The organism is Streptomyces sp. NPDC047841, from assembly GCF_040704085.1.
GTDB classification, from domain to species: domain Bacteria; phylum Actinomycetota; class Actinomycetes; order Streptomycetales; family Streptomycetaceae; genus Streptomyces; species Streptomyces argyrophylli.
In genome coordinates, this window is sequence record NZ_JBEYRP010000012.1 from 128,999 (window position 1) to 149,118 (window position 20,120).

Annotated in this window: 18 protein-coding genes; 9 read left to right on the plus strand and 9 right to left on the minus strand. The window is 69.2% G+C overall.

Going from position 1 to position 20,120, the window contains the following annotated elements:
* Positions 1–95: 95 nt before the first annotated feature.
* Complete coding sequence (gene dndA / locus AB0947_RS21370; protein ID WP_366751918.1) at positions 96–1,250, plus strand: cysteine desulfurase DndA; 1,155 nt, start codon at positions 96–98, stop codon at positions 1,248–1,250.
* Between the two features lie 6 nt (positions 1,251–1,256).
* Here the strand turns inward: dndA and AB0947_RS21375 are convergent, their stop codons facing one another.
* The 4 genes from AB0947_RS21375 to AB0947_RS21390 all read right to left on the minus strand — a co-directional run bounded on the left by AB0947_RS21375 (position 1,257) and on the right by AB0947_RS21390 (position 6,464).
* Entirely contained in the window at positions 1,257–2,693 is a 1,437-nt protein-coding gene (locus AB0947_RS21375; RefSeq protein ID WP_366751919.1) for a DNA phosphorothioation-associated putative methyltransferase, read from the minus strand.
* A gap of 230 nt (positions 2,694–2,923) precedes the next feature.
* Complete coding sequence (locus AB0947_RS21380; RefSeq protein ID WP_366751920.1) at positions 2,924–4,192, minus strand: restriction endonuclease; 1,269 nt, start codon at positions 4,190–4,192, stop codon at positions 2,924–2,926.
* A 253-nt stretch (positions 4,193–4,445) separates the two neighbouring features.
* Positions 4,446–5,129: a hypothetical protein gene (locus AB0947_RS21385; protein WP_366751921.1), complete on the minus strand. Its 684-nt coding sequence runs from the start codon at positions 5,127–5,129 to the stop codon at positions 4,446–4,448.
* Between the two features lie 633 nt (positions 5,130–5,762).
* Positions 5,763–6,464 (minus strand): type 1 glutamine amidotransferase domain-containing protein, encoded by a 702-nt coding sequence (locus AB0947_RS21390; protein ID WP_366751922.1) that lies wholly within the window; start codon positions 6,462–6,464, stop codon positions 5,763–5,765.
* 403 nt (positions 6,465–6,867) lie between these two features.
* Between AB0947_RS21390 and AB0947_RS21395 the strand changes: the two genes are divergently transcribed.
* Positions 6,868–7,368 (plus strand): hypothetical protein, encoded by a 501-nt coding sequence (locus AB0947_RS21395; RefSeq protein ID WP_366751923.1) that lies wholly within the window; start codon positions 6,868–6,870, stop codon positions 7,366–7,368.
* Between the two features lie 158 nt (positions 7,369–7,526).
* Positions 7,527–7,982: a GNAT family N-acetyltransferase gene (locus tag AB0947_RS21400; protein ID WP_366751924.1), complete on the plus strand. Its 456-nt coding sequence runs from the start codon at positions 7,527–7,529 to the stop codon at positions 7,980–7,982.
* Here AB0947_RS21400 and AB0947_RS21405 read toward each other — a convergent pair whose 3' ends face one another.
* Both AB0947_RS21405 and AB0947_RS21410 read right to left on the minus strand, forming a co-directional pair.
* Positions 7,983–8,579 (minus strand): hypothetical protein, encoded by a 597-nt coding sequence (locus AB0947_RS21405; protein ID WP_366751925.1) that lies wholly within the window; start codon positions 8,577–8,579, stop codon positions 7,983–7,985. It lies immediately after the preceding gene.
* A gap of 123 nt (positions 8,580–8,702) precedes the next feature.
* Entirely contained in the window at positions 8,703–9,773 is a 1,071-nt protein-coding gene (locus AB0947_RS21410) for a Ku protein (RefSeq protein ID WP_366751926.1), read from the minus strand.
* A 54-nt stretch (positions 9,774–9,827) separates the two neighbouring features.
* On the opposite strand from AB0947_RS21410, the gene ligD reads away from it, so the two are divergent.
* On the plus strand, positions 9,828–10,715 hold the full coding sequence (ligD, locus tag AB0947_RS21415; protein ID WP_366751927.1) for a non-homologous end-joining DNA ligase: 888 nt from the start codon (positions 9,828–9,830) through the stop codon (positions 10,713–10,715).
* A gap of 533 nt (positions 10,716–11,248) precedes the next feature.
* Here ligD and AB0947_RS21420 read toward each other — a convergent pair.
* Positions 11,249–12,052, minus strand: a complete 804-nt coding sequence (locus AB0947_RS21420; RefSeq protein WP_366751928.1) for a nuclease-related domain-containing protein — start codon at positions 12,050–12,052, stop codon at positions 11,249–11,251.
* 100 nt (positions 12,053–12,152) lie between these two features.
* On the opposite strand from AB0947_RS21420, the gene AB0947_RS21425 reads away from it, so the two are divergent.
* From AB0947_RS21425 to AB0947_RS21445, 5 genes are all read left to right on the plus strand, one after another.
* Positions 12,153–12,659: a protein phosphatase gene (locus AB0947_RS21425; RefSeq protein ID WP_366751929.1), complete on the plus strand. Its 507-nt coding sequence runs from the start codon at positions 12,153–12,155 to the stop codon at positions 12,657–12,659.
* Between the two features lie 91 nt (positions 12,660–12,750).
* Positions 12,751–13,476 carry a hypothetical protein gene (locus AB0947_RS21430; RefSeq protein ID WP_366751930.1) on the plus strand — a complete coding sequence of 242 codons (726 nt, stop codon included), beginning with the start codon at positions 12,751–12,753 and terminating at the stop codon, positions 13,474–13,476.
* Positions 13,476–14,720 (plus strand): HAMP domain-containing sensor histidine kinase, encoded by a 1,245-nt coding sequence (locus AB0947_RS21435; protein WP_366751931.1) that lies wholly within the window; start codon positions 13,476–13,478, stop codon positions 14,718–14,720. The genes AB0947_RS21430 and AB0947_RS21435 overlap by 1 nt, the downstream gene beginning before the upstream one ends.
* A 158-nt stretch (positions 14,721–14,878) precedes the next feature.
* Positions 14,879–16,240, plus strand: coding sequence for an FtsW/RodA/SpoVE family cell cycle protein (locus AB0947_RS21440; RefSeq protein WP_366751932.1), 1,362 nt, complete (start codon positions 14,879–14,881; stop codon positions 16,238–16,240).
* A gap of 32 nt (positions 16,241–16,272) precedes the next feature.
* A complete protein-coding gene (locus AB0947_RS21445) occupies positions 16,273–17,730 on the plus strand; it encodes a penicillin-binding transpeptidase domain-containing protein (protein ID WP_366752076.1) in 1,458 nt (485 codons plus the stop codon).
* 255 nt (positions 17,731–17,985) lie between these two features.
* Here the strand turns inward: AB0947_RS21445 and AB0947_RS21450 are convergent, their stop codons facing one another.
* A complete protein-coding gene (locus tag AB0947_RS21450; RefSeq protein WP_366752077.1) occupies positions 17,986–18,843 on the minus strand; it encodes a hypothetical protein in 858 nt (285 codons plus the stop codon).
* 58 nt (positions 18,844–18,901) lie between these two features.
* Positions 18,902–20,011, minus strand: a complete 1,110-nt coding sequence (locus AB0947_RS21455) for a ferritin-like domain-containing protein (RefSeq protein WP_366751933.1) — start codon at positions 20,009–20,011, stop codon at positions 18,902–18,904.
* Positions 20,012–20,120: the final 109 nt, after the last annotated feature.

Sequence of the window (20,120 nt, forward strand, 5' to 3'; positions counted from 1 at the left end):
TTGACGTACTGGGGTGATGGCTTCATGCGCTGCGGTCCCAGCGTGTACGTTAACCACTTGACGTACGACTGTTATGGAAGCGTGCAAAGAGGCGGGTGAGCGCCGTGGTGGCGTATCTGGATGTGGCGGCGACGACACGGGTGGACCCGCGGGTCGCCGAGGTGGTGCTGCACTGGATGACCGAAGACTTCGGCAACGCCGGCAGCCGCACCCACGAGTACGGTGCACGCGCCAAGAAGGCGGTGCAGCAGGCGCGTTCCTTCATCGCCAGCACCGTAGGCGCCAAGACGGAAGAAGTGATCTTCACCAGCGGGGCGACGGAGTCCAACAACATCGCTCTGCTCGGGCTGGCGCCGCACGGCGAGCTCACGGGTCGCAAGCACATCATCACCTCCGCCATCGAGCACAAGGCGGTACTGGAGCCGCTGACACACCTACGCGACACCCGCGGCTTCGAGGTCGACTTCCTCTCCCCCGGCCCCAGCGGCCGCATCACCGCCGACGCCGTGCTGGAGCGGCTACGCCCGGACACCCTGGTCGTGTCGCTGATGCACGTCAACAACGAAACCGGCGTCATCCAGCCGGTCGCCGAACTCGCCGAGAAGCTGCGCGGCACGCCCACATATCTGCACGTCGACGCCGCCCAGGGCTACGGCAAAGTCCCCGCCGACCTGATGGCGCCCATCGACCTGATCAGCATCTCCGGCCACAAGATCGGCGCCCCGAAGGGCGTCGGCGCTCTTATCACCCGCCGGCGAGGATGGGACAAGGTGCCGCTGGAGCCGATCATGTTCGGCGGTGGTCAGGAGCGCAAACTGCGCCCCGGCACCCTCGCTGTTCCATTGATCATGGGCCTGTGCGAGGCCGCAAAGATCTTCACCGAGAGCCGGGAAACGTGGGAGCGGGAGGCGAAGGCGATGCGCGAGCGGATCCTTGCTGCGCTCAGCACGACGCGCTTCCGCCTCAACGGAGACCCCGAGCACAGCGTCCCCCACATCCTCAACGTCAGCTTCGATGAGCTGAATGCCGAAGCACTCATCGTCCGCCTCAAAGACCAGGTCGCCATCGCCACCGGCTCGGCCTGCACCAGCGCCTCTTACACCCCCAGTCACGTCCTTCAGGCAATGGGCCTGGACGACGCCGTGGCTGCCAACGGGCTGCGTCTTTCCTGGTTCCCTTCCCAGGCAGCCGATTTCGATCCCCTCCCGCTCGCCGAGACCATCGCCAGCATGCAGCCTCAGGAAGGTTGACCAGCCCTACGCCTCGGAGCGACGCACCAGCCGGTGCCCGCGCAGCTGCCGGCCGCACCTGACGAGCTCGGCCTCCCAGCCGTTCTCGGTCCCGATCAGATGCGGCCGTTCATACAACCCCACCCGCATCTCAGACTCGGTCAACCGGCGGTATCGCGGCACGTCCGCATCATCTGGTGCCAGAAACTCGTGCTTGCGGTGCAGCAGCGGCCGGTTGGCCGAGCTCTCGTATGAGAGGTGGGAAGCTTCAAGCGTCTGCAGGTCCACCATGTAGGAGGACCGGATCCGCGGATGCGGGTCTTTGTCAAAGTCCGGGTAGTCCAGCCACGAGACCGCTCGCCCTTGGTGCTTGAGCTTGGCCACGGTCCACTGCTCCGGGCGACCGGCAGCGATCGATGCGCAGTGCTCGTACAAGCGCAACACCGTCGGGATCCGCTCCAGCGCGCGTCGATGCACGTACAGCGCCGTTGGTGTCACCTTGCCGGCAATGGAGGCGTTCATGGCATTGCGCACATAGCCGTCGTCGCGGAGCTTCAACAACAGTCGGTCAGCCCGCTGACACGCCTCCTTGTAGGAACTGAAGAACGTGCGCACGTCCTGTTGCAAGCCCACTGGCAGACTCCCGAACGGCCCGCGACCGTTGAACAGCTCCACCGCCAGGTAGAGCAACGTGTTCAACGTCGATCGCTTAGCCCCCGCAGTGGCCCGCTCAGGATCAGCACCATCCCGCACCAGGCGCTTCACGTCGCCGGGCCGCAGGTGAGCCAAGAGCTCCGCAACGGTCCGCGGCATCTCCTCAATCCGCGGCGGACGTCCCCTACGCTCGAAGAAGTCCACCACCGCACTCACCGCTGAGGCAGTGTCCTCGGAAGCAAGCCACTCGGCATCCGGGATCACCCGCTGCGCCAGATAGCTCAGACGGGCGCCCTCGTCCCGAAACGCGTAGACGACCCCGGGCGCAGCCGCCACCACCCGCGCGCCAGTCACCTGCTCCACGTACTCCCGCAGCTCACTCGCGGCATAAAGATGCTGGAACGTCTGCCGGCTCGTGAGCAGGCCGTCACCGAACTCCTGACCGTGGACCTTTGACTTCTCCCACGTCAGCCGGGCTGAGACAACCAGCAGCGTCGAGGTCAGCTCCCACGCCTGCTCCAAGGTCTGCCGACGCTCTACCGGATCCTCGATCACGTTCAACACGTAGGTCAGCAACACCACGTCGCTGGCGACCAGCTGGGTGTCGGAGCGGTAATACGGATCCCACCCAGCCACCTGGCAGTCCAGTCGCTGCAAAGCTCTGACATCGTCACCACGGCCACAGCCGTAGTCGAGGATCGTCCGCTCAGGTACCAACTGGCGGTCCGCCAGCGCTTGACGCGCGGGCACCGACAGCGTCATCCGCCCAATCGCCGTCCGGCGACGCTCACTACCCCAGATTTGCTGCATAACAGACACCTGCGTCCAGGTAACGACACCATCAGCAGAGTAGAAGACATTGGACCGGCACACCCACGCAACGACAAAGATGCCCCCAAAGCGCCAGCAGGCGGCTGTCTGGCAGTGGACGGTTGTCACGCACGCCGGCCAGCCCTTGCGACGGTAAACGTAGCCCGGCTATGAGCAAACGCGAGGGGTGCAGCACCTGACGCTCGCCGCCGCGTTGGCCACCGCGTGTGCTATCGGGAAGCGGCAGGCCTCTTTATGTGACTGAGCCACTTCTCGACCAGTGTCGCTTGAGTAGGGGTAAGCCCCGCTAGGGATCCATCCTGGAGTTTTTTGCGTAGATCCGCCCTTGTGAGAGACCTGGACAGTTCTTCGATTTCCCGGGCACCCACGATACGACTTAGAAACAGCTCGAGGAGGAAGCTTGAATCCGGGTATTCCAGCAATTTCCGACCAGCCAGGGTCAAGTTCATGTGATCATTCTCAACATCCACTAGACCTAGGGAAACCAGGACACGCGACCGTCGACGCGCCTCATCGGAGCGCGTAATCGTAGGAAACCGCTCCTGGAATTTGGCGACGTAGTCATCCCAACTCGGCTGACCATCGGCAAGGTCGGTCATAGAGACGATGCAGTCCAAAAGATCCTTGCCTCGATCCGATGGCATCTTCTCGATGTAGTAGCGCGGCTGAGCATTTTGAGACGGTTGGGAGGGGCTTCCTTGAATAGGGCTCCCAGCCTTGCCTGTAATAGTTGCCAATGCCTCCAAGTCGAGGGAAAGGAGGGAAAGACGCGACGCCTGGACTCCAATACCGTGCTCAGTTAGCAAATCAGTCAACAACCGGCCATCGATCAGGTGAATTGGAGTGAGAGCATCATCCAGGGCCTCCTTGGGAGCATCTTTAGTGTACTTTCCGGTGGTCACGATGATCCCCTGCGTACCGGCCCTCAGCGTGCCCCTGAGTTCTCTAACCTCCTTGACGGTTACCGGTTTCGACCAGCGCTTCACTTGGATGGCGGTAGGTACTGTCATAACGCCGCCTGCTACGAGAGTGGCTCGGACGTCAACGCCACCATCCTTAGATCTTCTAGTGACCTTTACGTCTTCGTATCTCATCGCAGTGAACAAATCAGCTACAATGTGCTCGAAAACTTCCGGAGGAACTTCTCGCAACTGCTTCAGCAGCTGCTCCTTGACTTGCTCATTTTCTTGTTCAATGGCCAACTCAGCTCGGTTGCCGGGAGGGCGGAGGCGAATAGACCTCCCGGACATCGAAAAGCGCTGTCGATATCCTCGCGCCGAACGCAATCTGTCATCCCTCAACAACGCTTCAAGCAGCTGCTCTTGCGCGAGGGTGCTGCCGGCGATCTGTCCGTCACCCAATTCCGTGAGAATTCGGTCAAACTCCAGAGGGCCCCCATTGTGGTCACGGAGGACTTCGTAGACCTTGTGAGCGGTGAGCTGTCCAGGAGTGGCGAGAACTGTGAAGGCGGAGTCCATCAGAGGTTTGCGTACCTTCTGTCAGATTGTGCGCGTGTTGTCGGTGCGGCCGACGCATGAAGCGACGCGGTCATCAGAAGCAAGCATGACACTGAGGTCTGACAACCCACCGTGGGGTCAGGGCATTTAGCCCCGCACCCATCGGACAGGTGGTGGGCGAGCAGCCGCTCTCGAGACCTACCCATCCCTCTGACCAGCCCAGACGGCTGAAGCAGACGCCATCCGGAGTGGGGCGCGAATGGCTGTCGAGCGGTCAGACCTTCCGCTGGCTTTCCCAGATCGCGTGGTCCAGCTCCCACGGTGTGCACCTCAAGCGTGCCGCAGCCTCAGTGATGAGTTCGATCGCTTGGGCCGTGGTCACCGTGTGCTGCAGCACTGTTTGCAGCCATCGAAGAACCATCCGGTCCGGCTTGATGCGGCTGTCGTCCCCCAAGAGCATCCACAGGTAGGCGAGACGTGCGCCGGAGCCGTGGCCGGTAACCCCCGCGAGGTCACGCTCAACGGCCTTTAGCGTGTCCCAGTCAGCGAGCGACGCGTTGGCTTCAGCGAGGGTTGTAATGCCGTGGGATACCAGGATCTCGGCGTATTGACGGGCAGCAGCCACCTTCAGCGGAGCATCGCGGTTTGCCCGTGTGCGCTGCTTGTTCTGCAAGATCTCCGAAGAAAATGCCGCTTCGCCGTGGGTCTGGATGTGCGTAACGAAGCTTTGTAGCGGTTGTTCGTCGCGGACAGGGAGTTGCGCACTACCTGACAGCGGGTCTGAGATGCCAGCCCAGCCCGCGTAGCGGTGGCAGGTCGGGACCGTGTGCCGCTCGTAGTGAGCGTTGATAGAGAAGACGGCGTCCAGGACACACAGGGAGGCATGGGCCCACCGACGGCCTCGCGGTTTCAGTGCCAGATGCCCAGCGGCAACGACTACTTGTCCTATCTCGTCCATCGATCCCCCATTGATCAAAACCGGGAGACAGTGTTGCATACGGCACTGACAAGAGACTCAGGTTCGTTCACACACCGCGAGGGCGTCGGCAGGGTTTGGGTACGCTGTCGAATGCGTGTCGAGACTCATCGGGGAGCACTCGTGTTCCTGGCCGCTGCCATCGGTGTCGCGGCGGGAACTACTGGTTCCTGCTGTGCCCTCGTGACTGCTTCCAGCGCCAGGCCGTGGACTACCTGTGGACAGGGTGATCTCAGCAGGCGCCCCTAGGCTCTGTGACTTGCACATTTACACAAGTCAGAAGCCCCCTCCGGAGCCGTGTGCGCAGGTTCGAATCCTGCCGGGGGCACCCCTTATGAGGTGCCCAAAAAGACCCCGTCACCAGCGGAAACGCTGAGGCCGGGGTCTTCGCGTATGTGCAGGCCTGTGCAGCGCTGAGCGGCCCTGGGACGGGGACCGGGGACTATTCGTGCACAGGATCTTGGCGCATTCGCCCTGGTCAGCCGGAACAGACGAGGACGCCACCGGACGGCTTCGAGGGTCGGGAGCCTCGCCGCGACGGGTCAGCCCGCCTTTCGGGACCAGCCGTCTACGGCAGACTGCCTCCGGGCCGGCTCGGCTCTGGTGATGCTGCGCTCAGGCCGTGCTCAACTGCTTCAGAACCGCCTCTGCCACTCCCCTGGCACTACCAGGGTTCTGGCCCGTGATCAGCCGCCCGTCCTCGACCACATAAGACTCGAAGGGCTTGTCGGCCGTGCTGTAGTCGGCCCCGAGTTCCTTCAACCTCTCCTGCAAGTTGTAGGGGACGGCGTCTGCTCGGTTCGCCAGTTCCTCTTCGGGCCAGGAGAAACCCGTGACCCTCCTCCCCTTCACGAGAGGGTCGCCGTTGCTCAGGACGACGTTGAGCAGGCCGGTCCCGCCGTGGCAGACCGTAGACACAACGCGTCCCGACTCGTAGAACCGCGCCATCAGTTCTTCCAGCTCAGGGGTCTGCGGAAAGTCGAACATCACTCCGTGACCACCCGTGAGGTAGATCGCGTCGTAGTCGTCGAGGTGCACGTTGGAGATCTTCCGCGTGTCTTCCAGGAGATCCATGAACGCTCGGTCTCGGTACCGCTTTTCGGTGCCGAGTTCCGCCAGGACCTCGTGAGAAAGACTCTCAGGATCCAGCGGGATCTTGCCACCCTGAGGACTGGCGATGTCCATGGTGTAACCACCCTCTGCAGCCACGTCCCAGAAGTGAGTCAGCTCCCCCAGCCACAGCCCCGTACGCATGCCGACTTTCTCGTACTCACCGACGTTGGTGACGATCACCAGTATCTTCTTCGTCGCTGCCATGATCTCTTCTCGCTCCAGTCGTTTTCCGCGTACCGAACGATGCCTTGGCTTGGAAAATCCGTGTCATTCGACCTCCGTTCCGCGGTCAGAGCGAGGTAGCTCGCTGAGCCCCGCCTCCTCATAGACTGAGGGTGCGGACGTCAGGGAGATCCCGAAAACAACCGTAGACCGATCGATTTGGCACGGCAAAGTCACGTCACAGCGATGGTGAGGGCCCCTGGACTGTCCAGGACAACTCCTCGATCTTGCGGTTAGCGATAGCTTGGCAGCCGTCGATGCACTTCGCGTAGCGGCTCGACAGGACCTCGACGCTGTTGCCCGCACGCTCGGCGCCGGCGGCATCGGTTCGTCCTTGACTCGTCCATCTGGTGCCGTCGTTACCAGATGCCCCAAGCTGGCCCGCATGGACTGGTTGCCACTGCTCTCCACCCTGGTCGGGGCCGCGATCGGGATCGTCGCTCCTCTCGTCGCCGATCGGAATCGGTGGAAGCGTGAGGATGCCAAGGACGCCCTTCGGCTGCGGCTCGACGTCTACACGCAGTACACGACCACCGTGAAGGTCCTCGGGGAGAACCTGCGGGCCCTGGCCGAGCGAGGGCACGCGTCCGATGACGAGCGGGCGCTTGCGTTGCGCGAAGCCTTTCGGGGGTCCGGCATGGCCATCGCCTCTGAACGGATGTGGCTCATCGCGCCTCAGCCTGTCGTCAATGCCTCCAACCGCGTGTTCCACTGCCTTCGCAGCATCTGCGACGGCTACGCCGACGGCACCGCTGTCAGCAGTCCGGAGGACCGCGCCCGCTGGCAGGCCCGCGGCAAGGCAGCCGCCGAGATGCGCGCGCTCATGCGTGAGGATCTCGGCGTCGGCCCACTCACCGAACGCCACAGCCCCCTTCTCGGCGACTAGGACAACCCCGTGCGCAGCCGCCTCGGGACAGTCACCGTCCGGCGTGCCGGTCCTGTTTCGCGTCCACGGTGCCGCATACGCTGCCAAGACGTCCGATTTGGCGTCCTTGATAGTGGCTGCGCACATCTGGGAAAGGGTGTGGCATGGAGCCTCCCGGCGTGCACCTGCGAGAAGTCACCGACGACAACCGGGATGCCGTTCGTGCCCTTCGCGTCCGGCGTGATCAGAAGCAGTTCGTCGCCTCCGTGTCCAAGTCGCTCAAGCAGGCGGCACAGCACCCGGAGGCCAATCCCTGGTACCGCGCGGTGTACGTCGGTGACGAGCCGGTCGGGTTCGTGATGCTGTCGTGGAAGCCGCCGGCTGGTCCCTACAAAGGGCGCCACTTCATCTGGCGCCTCCTCGTCGACAAGCGGCACCAGAGGCGAGGGATCGGCCGGGAGACTCTCGCACAGGTCGCCGCCCTGGTGCGTGCGGATGGCGCCACCGAGCTGCTGACCAGCTACGATCCCGGCGAGGGTGAACCGTGGCCCTTCTACCAGAAGTTCGGTTTCCAGCCCACCGGGGAGATCGATGACGGGGAGGTCGTACTGCGGCTCGTCTTCCCCACCCGCTGATCACCTGTCCGAGCTCCCTCCGCCCCTGGGTGACAGGAGCCTGGCGCGGGTCTCTCTCATGAAGTCGGGTTCGGACCATGGGGTGCGTTGGTGTCGTAGGCGGCGTATGTGCCGGTGGGTGTGGGGGCGGAGCAGCCAGCCCCAGGGGGTCAGTTCTCTTCGCATCGCCAACAGGCACAGTTCCTGCTCCGGTTGGTTGTCGTAGGGGAAGTACGCCCTCCCGGACATGTCCGAGTCGGTCGCGACGGGGGGTGTGTTCCAGGCCTCCAGTCGGTGGGGGCCGGCGTGGCGGCGGGTCTGCTGGAACAGGTCGGCGTACGCCTCGCCGACTACGTAGGAATCCATCAGCAGGAGGTTCTGGTGCAGGTTGACCTTCGTGAAGACATCGCTGATCTGCTGGGCCAGCGCCGCCCTGGTCGGGGGGTCTGACGCGGGGCGGCATCTGATCAGGTAGGGGAGGTCTTCGTAGGAGTGGATGACCTGGAGCGCCTCCGCGTACATGCGGCTCTTCTGCTCACGGCGCTTGGCGTGCTGGTTGATCCAGTAGCCCATGAGCGCCACCAGCGCGGTGGTGAGCGCGGCCAGCAGAGTGGCCATCGAGGCAGCATCCATCGTCGCCGGCGCCCGGGCAGGCGCCTCCCCCCTTCGCGCGACCAAGACCCTGTGGGCAGGTTCGGCAGAGGGAGGGCTCTGCGTAAAGAGCGTGAATCGGACAGATCCTCACGCCGTGCTTTTGCGTGACGCCGTCTTCTTCGTCGCCGTCTTCTTCGCCGCCGTACTCTTCGACGCCCCCGTACCCTTCGAGGCCCCCGCGTTCCTCGCCGTCGCCGTGCTCTTCGTGGTCGTCTTCTTCGTCCCCTCCCCCGTCCTGGCCGTCGACTTGCGGGCCGGCGCCGTCTTCTTCGTCGTGGCCGGCTTCCTCGTGGACGTCGACTTCTTGCCCTCCGTCTCCTTCGGCTCGGGTCGGCCCCGGCGCAGGGGTCTGACCTCGGCCTCCTCGCCGGGGGGCGGGGTGCCGCGGGACTCGCGGGCCGCGCGGACGCTGTTCTCCAGGGCTGCCATCAGGTCCAGTACCTTGCCGCCGGCCGCGGGCTCCGGGGTTTCGGGCGGGGCCTCGCCGGAGGCCTTCGCGGCGATGACCTCCTCCAGCGCCTCCCGGTACTCGTCGTGCAGGTCCTCCAGGTCGACCTCGCCGAGGGTGTCCATCAGGGCGTCGGCGAGGTCGAGTTCCTTGTCGCGGATGGTGACGTCGGTGTCGGGGGCGACGCCCTCCGGGGAGCGGACCTCGTCGGGCCAGAGCAGGCCGTGCATGGCGATGGCGTCGCCGACCACGCGGAGCATGCCGAGGCGTTCCCGGCCGCGTAGGGCGTACTTCGCGATGGCGACCTTGTTGCTGCGTTTGAGTGCTTCGCGCAGGAGCGTGTACGGCTTGGCGGCGGGGGCTCCGCCGGCGGCCAGGTAGTAGGCCGCGCCCATCTGGAGCGGGTCGATCCGTTCGGCCGGTACAAAGGCGACGATCTCGATCGTGCGGGCGGTCGGGATCGGGAGGTGGGAGAGGTCCTCGTCGGTGATCGGGATGATCGAGCCGTCGGCGTCCTCGTACGCCTTGCCGATCTCGCCCTGGCTGACCTCGCGGTCCTCCAGTTCGCACACCTTGCGGTAGCGGATGCGGCCGTTGTCCTCGGTGTGGATCTGCCGGAAGGAGATGGCGTGGCTCTCCGTGGCGTTCACCAGCTTGATCGGGATGCTGACGAGCCCGAAGGAGATGGCGCCGTTCCATATCGATCGCACGTGCCGCACCCTTCCCGTTGCCGATTCGCCCGGTTCGTCTGGGATTGTCATCCTATGACGCCTATCACAGAGGTGGAGGGGCGCCGGATCGCGCTCAGCAACCTGGAGAAGGTGCTGTATCCGGAGACCGGCTTCACCAAAGGGGAGCTGCTGCACTACTACGCGACCACCGCCACGGCCCTGCTGCCGCACCTGCGCGACCGGGCGGTGTCCTTCCTGCGCTATCCGGACGGCCCCGAGGGGCAGCTGTTCTTCACGAAGAACGTGCCGCCGGGTACGCCCGACTGGGTCACCACGGCCGAGGTCCCGCGGTCGTCGGCGGACAGCCCGGCCCGGATGGTCGTGCTGCAGGACCTGCCGAGCCTGGTCTGGGCGGCGAACCTCGTCACCGAGTTCCACACCCACCAGTGGCTGGTGCGGTCCCCGCTGGAGGCGGACCGGCTGGTCCTCGACCTCGACCCGGGCGCGCCCGCGACGATCGTGCACTGCTGCGAGGTCGCCCTGTGGCTGCGGGAGCGGCTCGCGGCGGACGGGATCGAGGCGTACCCGAAGACGGCGGGGTCCAAGGGGCTGCATCTGCTGGCGGCGGTGCGCGGGAGCTCTTCCGAGCGGACGTCCGATTACGCGAAGGCGCTGGCGGTGGAGGCCGAGCGGGCGATGCCCCGGCTGGTGGTGCACCGGATGACGAAGAGCCTGCGGCCGGGGAAGGTGTTCGTCGACTGGAGCCAGAACGCCGCGCGCAAGACCACGGCCGCCCCCTACACCGTGCGCGCCCGCCGCCTCCCCCTGGTGTCCGCGCCGGTGACCTGGGAGGAGGTGGCCGGCTGCCGCAGTCCTGGGCAGCTGGAGATCCACGCGGAGGACATGGCTGCACGGTTGCGGGACCACGGGGACCTGATGGAGCCGTTGCTGGACCGGCGGTCGGCGGTCCAGCTGCCGTGACGGCGCACGTCAGCCGCCCGCGCGGCCCGGTTCCGCGAGCGGTCCCAGGGCATCCCGTGCAGCGCCCCCACGTCCGCCGCCCCGAACACCCCGCCCAGCCGGGGCAGCCCCGCCGGCTCCGGGTCCGTCATGATCCCGACCCTGCGCGGACCGTCTCCGCCACGACTCCCGGGCCGTCCCGTGCGGCGCCTCCATCCCCGCCGGCCCGAGCACCCCGCCCAGCCGGGGCAGCCCCGCGGGCTCCGGGTCCGTCGTGATCCCGACCCCGCGCGGACCGCCTCCGCCACGACTCCGGGGCCGTCCCGTGCAGCGCCCCTACGTCCGCCGCCCCGAACACCCTGCCCGCCCACCCGGAGCAGCCCCGCCGGCGCCGTGCCCGTCGTGATCCCGACCCCGCGCGGACCGCCTCCGCCACGACTCCGGGGCCGTCCCGTGCGGCGCCTCCATCCCCGCCGGCCCGAACACCCCGCCCAGCCGGGGCAGGCCCGTCGGCGCCGTGCCCGTCGGGGTCACCGCCTCGCACAAGCCCCCCGCTACACCCTCCCCCACGTGTTCCGGTCCCGGGCCATCCCGTGCAGGGCCTCCACGTCCGCCGGCTTGAGCACCCCGCCGAGCCGGGACAGGTTCGCCAGTTCCGTGTCCGTCATGATCCGGACCCCGCGCGGCTGCGCCGTCACCGTCACCTCGGACGGGCTGACGAGGGCCAGCAGCGGGTGGACCTCCGCGGTCAGGGCGTAGGAGGCGCGGTCCGCGTCCGCGCGCAGCCGGCGCAGCAGCGGCTCGGGCTCGTGGCGGCCCAGGGTGACCATCGGGTCGGCGACCAGGACCCGGCCCTTGCGGGCGTACAGGGCGTGGACGGCGTACAGACCGCCGGGGCCGATCACCAGGTGGTGGATGCGGTCGCCGCCGGGCAGGGGGAGGGAGTGCAGGGTGTGCCAGCCGGCCCCCTCCAGGCCGTCCAGGGCCTCGCCGACGCTCTGCTCGGCGGTCAGGGCGCGGCGGCGCGGGTCGGGGCGCAGCCGGTGGGCGGGGCCGGGGTCGCGGTCGAGGGCGACCAGCAGGGCCTCGCCGGGGCGGTTGGGGGCCAGGTCGTCGTCCGGGTGCAGGGTCAGCCGGGCGAGTTCGGCGGGGGTCGGGACCGGGGGCGGGCCCACGGTCACCGGGCCGGTCAGGAAGGGCTTCAGGGCGTGGAGCACCTCGTCCCTGCTGTCCTCGCCGAGCAGGTTGACCCGGCCCGTCTCCCGGTCGTACCAGGCGATATTGCCGCCGTCCTCGCGGCAGACGTACAGCCGTTCCCGGCCGTGCCGGAAGGCCGGCACCACGCGCAGTCCGCTCATGCGCCATCACCCCTCGACCATGGGAACAGGCGGGGTGCTCCCGGGGCAAGACCGGTTACCGTGGAGGGCGTCCCGGTGAGGGAGAGTTGGGGAGGCGCCGTTGCGGACCCGCGGAAAGCAGCCCGACGTACCGGCTCCGGACAGCCCGTGGAGCGAGATCGTGCCCGGCCTGTGGATGGGCGGGCACGAGTTCCGGGGCGGGTCCGGCCGCTTGGAGTTCGCCGTCGTCCAGGACGAGTTCGATGTGGTGCAGTCCCTGCTGCGGCTGCCCGGGTACGGTCCTGATCCGGGCGTGGAGCACCATGTGTGGCCGATCCCGGACGGTCCGCTGGACGGGACGCAGCTCGCCGGGGTGATCCGGCTGGCGCGCGCGGCGAACGAGGCGCTGGACACCGGCCGCCGGGTGCTCGTGCGCTGTTACCACGGGTACAACCGCTCGGGGCTGGTGATCGCGCACGCCCTGGTGCAGCGGGGTGACTCGGCCGACCAGGCGATCCAGCTGATCCGGGCCCGGCGCTCGTCCTGGGCGCTGCACAACGAGCTGTTCGTGGAGTACCTGCGGGCGGGTCTGTCGACCGTGCGGCTGCTGGAGGAGCTGGCCGAGTAGCCCCGCCGGACGCCGGGCACGATCAGCCTGTCCCCCTGCCCACCCCGGACCCCCGAAGCAGCACAAAGCTCACTTCCGTCAGAATGTGACCATGCCAGTCCCCCGTCCCGCGCGCACCGCCCTCGCCGTGGCCGCCGTCGCCCTGCTCGCGGCGACCGCGACGGCCTGCGGGGACACCGGCGAGCTGCGCGGCGCCGGGCCGGCCCCCACCGCCGTCAGCCCCGCCCGGCTCTGGCCCGATCTGCGTCCGGCGTCCAGCCCGGCCTACCCGTACGACGTTGCGACGCGGGCGACGGTGCGGGGCGTCACGGTCCCCGGTGACGACATCCGCCGGGTGGACCCGGTGGACGTGGTGGAGGCGGAACTGAAGGCGCACCCCGACGACTACGGGTCGAAGGGCGCCTTCCACGGGACCGTGGACCGGCTGAAGGAGTGCCGCCCGGGCGGGGAGCGGTCCCGGTGCCCGCTGCTGAAGCCGTACTACCGGGACCTCACCGGGGACGGCCGGGCCGATCTGACGCTCGGCTTCCGGCTGTACCCGACGAACCAGACGGCCGTACGGGTCTACACCGTCGAGCGGCACGGGCTGGTGCAGGTGCTGGCGGACAACGACGCGATCACCGGGGTGGAGCTGGCCGGCCGGGCGCTGATCGAACGCTCGCCGGCCGACATCTCCGGCTACGAGTACCGCACCACCTGGCTGTGGGACCCGGGGCAGCGCGCGATGGTGTTCTCCCGCGACGAGTACCTGCACGTCGGTGACGGCCGGCACGGCAAGACGCCGTCCCCGTCGCCCTCCCCCGCGCAGAGCCCGTGATGCGGCTCGCGCTGCCCCGGTGGGCCGGGACCCTCGCCGTCAAGGCCGCGGCGTTCATCACGGTGATGTGCTGCGCGCTGGCCGCGCTGCTCGGCGTGCTGGTGCACGTGTCGGTGCGGAACCAGACCGTCGGCCAGGCCCGTGACCTGGCGCTGTCACGGCTCGCGGACGCCACCGAGGCGTACGAGGCCGGGGACACCCTGCTGCCGGGCGCCGGTGTGGACCCGCGGGGGCTGCCCGCGTCACTGCGGACGCTCGCGCTGGCCGGGCAGCGGGGCACGATGGTGGCCTCGTACCGGGGGCGTCCGACCATGTGGGCGGCGGGGCCGGCGGCCGGGCACCGGGCACTGGCCGTGGAGGTCGACTACTCGCAGCAGTCCCGCACCATCGCCGGTCTCGACCAGTCGATCCTGTGGTCGTCGGGGCTGGCGATCGGCGCGACCGTCCTGGTCGGCGTGTTCGCGGTGACCCGGGTCACCCGGCGGCTGCACGGCACCGCGCGGGTGGCCCGGCGGATCAGCGCGGGCGACCTGGACGCCCGGGTGCACGACCCCCGGACGCGGGACGCGACGCGTCCGCAGGACGAGGTCGCGGCGGTGGCCGCCGCCCTGGACACGATGGCCGCGAGCCTCCAGGGCAAGCTGCTGAGCGAGCAGCGGTTCACCGCGGACGTCGCGCACGAGCTGCGCACTCCGCTGACCGGGCTGCACGCGGCGGCGGAGCTGCTGCCTCCGGGGCGGCCGACGGAGCTGGTCCGGGACCGGGTGGCGGCGCTGCGCACGCTGACCGAGGACCTGCTGGAGATCTCGCGGCTGGACACCGGGCGGGAGCGGCTGGAGGCCGACACGGAGGAACTGGGCGCGCTGGCCGGGCGGGTGGTGCGGGCGTCCGGTACGCGGACGGAGGTGCGCGTGCTGCGGGACGCGCGGGTGGACACCGACCGGCGGCGGCTGGAGCGGGTGCTGGGGAACCTGGTGGCCAACGCGCACCGGCACGGGGCGCCCCCGGTGGTGCTGACCGTGGACGGACCCGTGGTGACCGTGCGGGACCACGGGGCCGGGTATCCGGAGTACCTCCTCGCGCACGGCCCGCAGCGGTTCCGTACGGAGGGCGGGGCCACGGGGCACGGGCTGGGGCTGACCATCGCGGTGGGCCAGGCGGAGGTCTTGGGCGCCTCACTGACCTTCGCCAACGCGGTGGACGGGGGCGCGGTGGCGACGCTGACGCTGCCTGTGGCCGAGTAGAGCCCGGGGGCCGCCTGTGGTGGTCGGGCTTCCCGCCGTGTGCGGTCGCTGGCGGGCCACGCGGCGGAGCCGCATGCCGGCGCCGACACGGTCCCGCCCTTCGGGGGCGCGGCCCCGCCCTCCCCGCACAAGACGCCCCGTTTAGGTAGGTTCCGGACATGACGAAGGCCGGAACCACCCTGGCGGCGGCTCCCGCTCCCGCGCGTGCCGTGCGCCTGCCGCGGCGCCGGGGCGTCGAGCTGTCCCTGCTCGTGCTGGCCGTCCTGCTGTCCGTGTACGGCTACTGCGCGGTGGGGCTGGCGCGGGCCGGTACCGTGCCGCCCGGTGCCGTCGGGTACGGCGCCGGGCTCGGCGTGCTCGCCCTGTCCGCGCATGTCGCGGTCCGCATCCGGGCGCCGTACGCCGATCCGCTGCCGCTGCCCATCGGCGTGCTGCTCAACGGGCTCGGGCTGGTCCTGATCTACCGGCTGGACCTGGAGACACCGGGTGACCGGGCGGCCCCCGCGCAGCTGGTGTGGTCCACGCTGGGGGTGGGTCTGTTCATCGCCGTCGTGCTGGTGCTGCGCGATCACCGGGTGCTCCAGCGGTACGCGTACGTCTGTGTGGTGGCGGCCCTGGTGCTGCTGGCGCTGCCGATCCTGTTCCCGCCGGTCAACGGGGCCCGGATCTGGATCCGGATCGCCGGGTTCTCCATCCAGCCGGGCGAGTTCGCGAAGGTGCTGCTCGCGGTGTTCTTCGCCGCCTACCTGGCCGCCAACCGCAGCGCGCTCGCGTACACCGGGCGCCGGCTGTGGCGGTTGCAGTTCCCGACCGGGCGGGTGCTCGGGCCGATCCTGACGATCTGGCTGGTGAGCGTGGGCGTGCTGGTGCTGGAGCGGGACCTCGGGACCTCGCTGCTGTTCTTCGGGCTGTTCGTGGTGCTGCTGTACGTGGCGACCGGGCGCACCGGCTGGATCGCGGTCGGGCTGCTGCTGGCCGTGCTCGGCGCGTTCGCCGTGGGGCGGCTGGAACCGCATGTGGGCGCGCGGATCGAGGACTGGCTGCACCCGTTCGCCACCATCGAGGCCGGGCAGGGCCCCAACCAGCTCTCCCAGTCGCTGTTCGCCTTCGCCGCCGGCGGGTTCCTCGGCACCGGGCTCGGGCTCGGCCACTCCATCCTGATCGGCTTCGCCGCCAAGTCGGACTTCATCCTGGCCACCGCCGGTGAGGAGCTGGGCCTGACGGGGCTGGCGGGGATCGTCCTGCTGTACGCCCTGCTGGTGGAGCGGGGTTACCGGGCGGGCCTGGCGCTGCGCGAGCCGTTCGGCCGGCTGCTCGCGGTCGGGCTCGCCTCGATCGTGGCGCTCCAGGTGTTCGTGATCGCGGGCGGGGTCACCGGGCTGATCCCGCTGACCGGGATGGCGATGCCGTTCCTCGCCCAGGGCGGCTCCTCGGTGGTCACCAACTGGGCGATCGTGGCGCTGCTGGTCCGGGTGAGCGATTCGGCGCGCAGCCAGTACGACGGCCGGGAGGCACCGTGACCGAGTACGGCCTTCCCGACGGCGGGCGCCCGATGGGGAAGTACATCCGGCACGCGTGCGTGTTCTGCGCCCTGCTGCTGGCGGCGCTGCTGGCCAACGCGACGCGGGTGCAGGTGGTGCGGTCGGAGGAGTACAACGGCAGTCCGGCGAACCGCCGGGCCGCGATCGCCCGGTACCAGGTGCCGCGCGGGAACATCCTGGTGGACGGCGTGCCGGTCACCGGGTCCGTGGACACCGGCGAGCAGCTGCGCTACGAACGCACCTACGGCAACGGCCCGTTGTACGCACCGGTCACCGGCTTCTCCTCGCAGAAGTACGGCACCACGTACCTGGAGCACGCGGCGGACGGGGTGCTCTCCGGCACCGATCCGGCGCTCGCGCCGCTGCCGCTGTGGACCGACGTGACGCGGGCGCCGAACCGCGGCGGCGACGTCGTCACGACCCTGAACCGGCAGGCGCAGGAGGCCGCGTACCGGGGGCTCGCCGGGCGGAAGGGCGCGGTGGCCGCGGTCGAGCCGGCCACGGGCCGGGTCCTGGCGCTGGTGAGCAGCCCGTCGTACGACCCCTCGGAGCTGTCCGGCAACAGCGAGGCGGTGACGTCGGCGTGGGCGCGGCTCAACCAGGACCCGGAGAAGCCGATGCTCAACCGGGCGGTGCGGCAGACGTATCCGCCGGGGTCGACGTTCAAGGTGGTCACCGCGGCGGCGGCGCTGGACGCGGGCGTGGTCAGGGATCTGGACGCGCGCACCGACTCCCCCGACCCCTACCGGCTGCCCGGGACCACCACCCGGCTGACCAACGAGGGCGACGGCTGCCGGGACGCGTCGGTGCGGGACGCCTTCGAGTGGTCCTGCAACACGGTCTTCGCCAAGCTGGGCGTGGACGTGGGGGTGCGGGACATGACGACCACGGCCCAGGCGTTCGGGTTCAACGACACCGGGGTGCGCATCCCGTTCTCCGTGGCGCCCAGCACGTTCGACACGCGGGTGGACAGGGCGCAGCTGGCGCTGTCCTCGATCGGTCAGTACAACACCCGGGCCACGCCGTTGCAGATGGCGATGGTCGCGGCGGCGGTCGCGGACGGAGGCCGGCTGCGTCCGCCGTACCTGGTGGAGCGGACCACCCGGCACGGCGGCGAGACGGTCTCCGGCAGCGCGGCCCGGCCGGGGCGGCAGGTGATGCGTCCGTCCACGGCGGCCCTGATGAAGGAGCTGATGGCCGGCGTGGTGGAGGACGGCACCGGTACCAACGCGGCCATCCCCGGCGCGCTGGTCGGCGGCAAGACCGGCACCGCCCAGCACGGGCTCGGCAACGCGGGGGTGCCCTACGCCTGGTTCGTCTCCTGGGCGCAGGCCGAGAACACCCCGGAGCCGCAGGTGGCGGTCGCGGTGGTGGTGGAGGACGCCTCGGCGGACCGGGGCGAGATCAGCGGCGGCGGGGACGCGGCGCCGATCGCGCGGGAGGTGATGCGGGCGGTGCTGGGACGGTGAGACCCCGCAGCCGGCTCCGGCGCCCCCGAGCGGATCGCGGGACCGGCCGACCGGTACCGCGCCCCGGGGCGGATCGTGAGGGCCGGCCCATCGGTCCCGTGCCGCGGCGCATGGCGAGGGTCGGCGGATTGACCCGTGCCCTGGGCGGATCGCAAGGCTCAGCCCATCCACCCAGCACCCCGGGCGCATCGTGAAGCTCAGCTCCTCGCCCCCCGGCCCCCGGCCCCCGGCGCCCGGGCGGACCATGAGCGCGGGTCAGCCGATCGGTCCCCGCATCTCCGAGCGGATCGTGAGGGTCTTGTGCGCGAACGCCTCCAGGTCGACGTCCGAGGGGTCCTGGTCCATGGCCGCCGTGGCCACCTCGGCGACCGTGGCCCCGGTGTTGCCGTCGGCCCAGGCGCACACCGGCACGGTGACCTTCGTGCCGAGGTGTTCCTCGGTCATCACCTCGCAGCTGATGGTGACGCCGTCCAGCTCGAACTCCTTCGCCGGTACGGCGACGGTGGCGCCGGCGCCCTCGCCGGCGCCCTTCATCATGTTCGTGCGGGCCTCGTCGGTGTTCTTGAACCGGCCGTACATGCCGGACACCACCAGGGTGCCCTTGGTCTCGTCGCCGCCGGGGCTGTAGGTGCCGACGACGCCGTGGATGTCCTTGGCGTCCCAGGCCCCGTCGGCCTCCTCGCTGATCTTCCTGCCCTCGGACCCGGAGAGGTCGTCGACGAGCCGGTACTTCCCTTCGAGCAGCGTGCGGGGCAGGGTCAGTTTGTGCTCCGCCGCGGGGAAGCCGCTCTCGGCGACCATGCCGAGCGCGATGAGCAGCACCACGACGGCCGCGACGACACCGCCCACGATGCCGAGCACCAGACCGATCCGCCGCTTCTTGGAGGGCGGGGCCATCGGCGGCACGCCCCAGCCGGGATAGGGCTGCTGCGGGTACGGCTGCTGGGCGGGGTAGGGCTGCTGGGCCGGGTACGGCTGCTGCTGCGGGTAGGGCTGCTGGGGATACGGGGAGCCGTACGGGCCCGGGGCCTGCGGGGGCTGCCCGCCGTACGGCCCCGGCTGGTGCGGGGGCTGCTGGCCGTAGGGGCCGGGATTCTGCGGCGGCGGAGGCATGGACACGCCAGCACGCTACTGCACCCGGGTGACGGACCGGCACCGCGTGCCGCGCCGGTCAGTCCTCCGCCGCCCCCGACGCGATCGCCGTCTCCACCTCGGCCACCCGTTCCCGCTCCTCGGCGGCGAAGCGCTCGGCGTCCAGCCGCTCGGCCAGCTCCTCGTCCTGGGCCATCAGCAGGTCCAGGTCGGAGTCGCCCAGCTCCAGCACACCCATGTCCACGTAGGCCTGCTGGAGCCGCCTGCCCCACAGCCCGATGTCCTTGACGCACGGGACGATGCGGCTGAACAGCAGCTTGCGGAAGAGCTGGAGGAACTCGGAGCGCTCGCTCAGCGCCTCCGCGTCGGCCTTGGGGATGCCGAAGTTCTCCAGGACCTCGACCCCGCGCAGCCGGTCGCGCATCAGGTGGCAGCCCTCGATGACGAACTCCTCGCGCTCGCGCAGTTCGGCGTCGGTGAGCTGCTTGTAGTAGTCGCGCAGCGCCATCCGGCCGAAGGCCACGTGCCGGGCCTCGTCCTGCATGACGTACGTGAGGATCTGCTTCGGCAGCGGCTTGTCCGTGGTGTCCCGGATCATGCCGAAGGCGGCCAGTGCCAGGCCCTCGATCAGCACCTGCATGCCGAGGTAGGGCATGTCCCAGCGGCTGTCGCTCAGGGTGTCGCCGAGCAGCGACCGGAGGTTGTCGTTGATCGGGTAGACGAGGCCCATCTTCTCGTGCAGGAACCGGCCGTAGATCTCGGCGTGCCGGGCCTCGTCCATGGTCTGGGTCGCGGAGTAGAACTTGGCGTCCAGGTCGGGCACCGACTCCACGATCCGCGCCGCGCAGATCATCGCGCCCTGCTCGCCGTGCAGGAACTGGCTGAACTGCCAGGAGGCGTAGTGCCGGCGCAGCTCGCCCTTGTCCCGCTCGGAGAGCCTGTCCCAGTACGGGGTGCCGTACAGGGACATCGCCTCGTCGGGTGTGCCCAGGGCGTCGCAGGGGTCGACCTCCAAGTCCCAGTCGATCCGCGTCCGCCCGTCCCACTGCTTGTCCTTGCCCTTCTGGTACAGGGCGAGGAGGCGGTCGCGGCCGTCGTCGTACTCCCAGCTGAACCGGGCCGCGCCGGCGGCGGGCACCTGCCAGGGGGAGTCTCCCGGCTCGTTGGCGTAGAGCTCGTGGGTCGGCATACCCCGCAGGCTCACACGCGGACGCCGGCTCAACAAGTCATGCCCAAGGGATTGACGGCCTTGCTGACAGGCAGTCTCATAAGAGGCAGGACGACTACCCCCGGGTAAC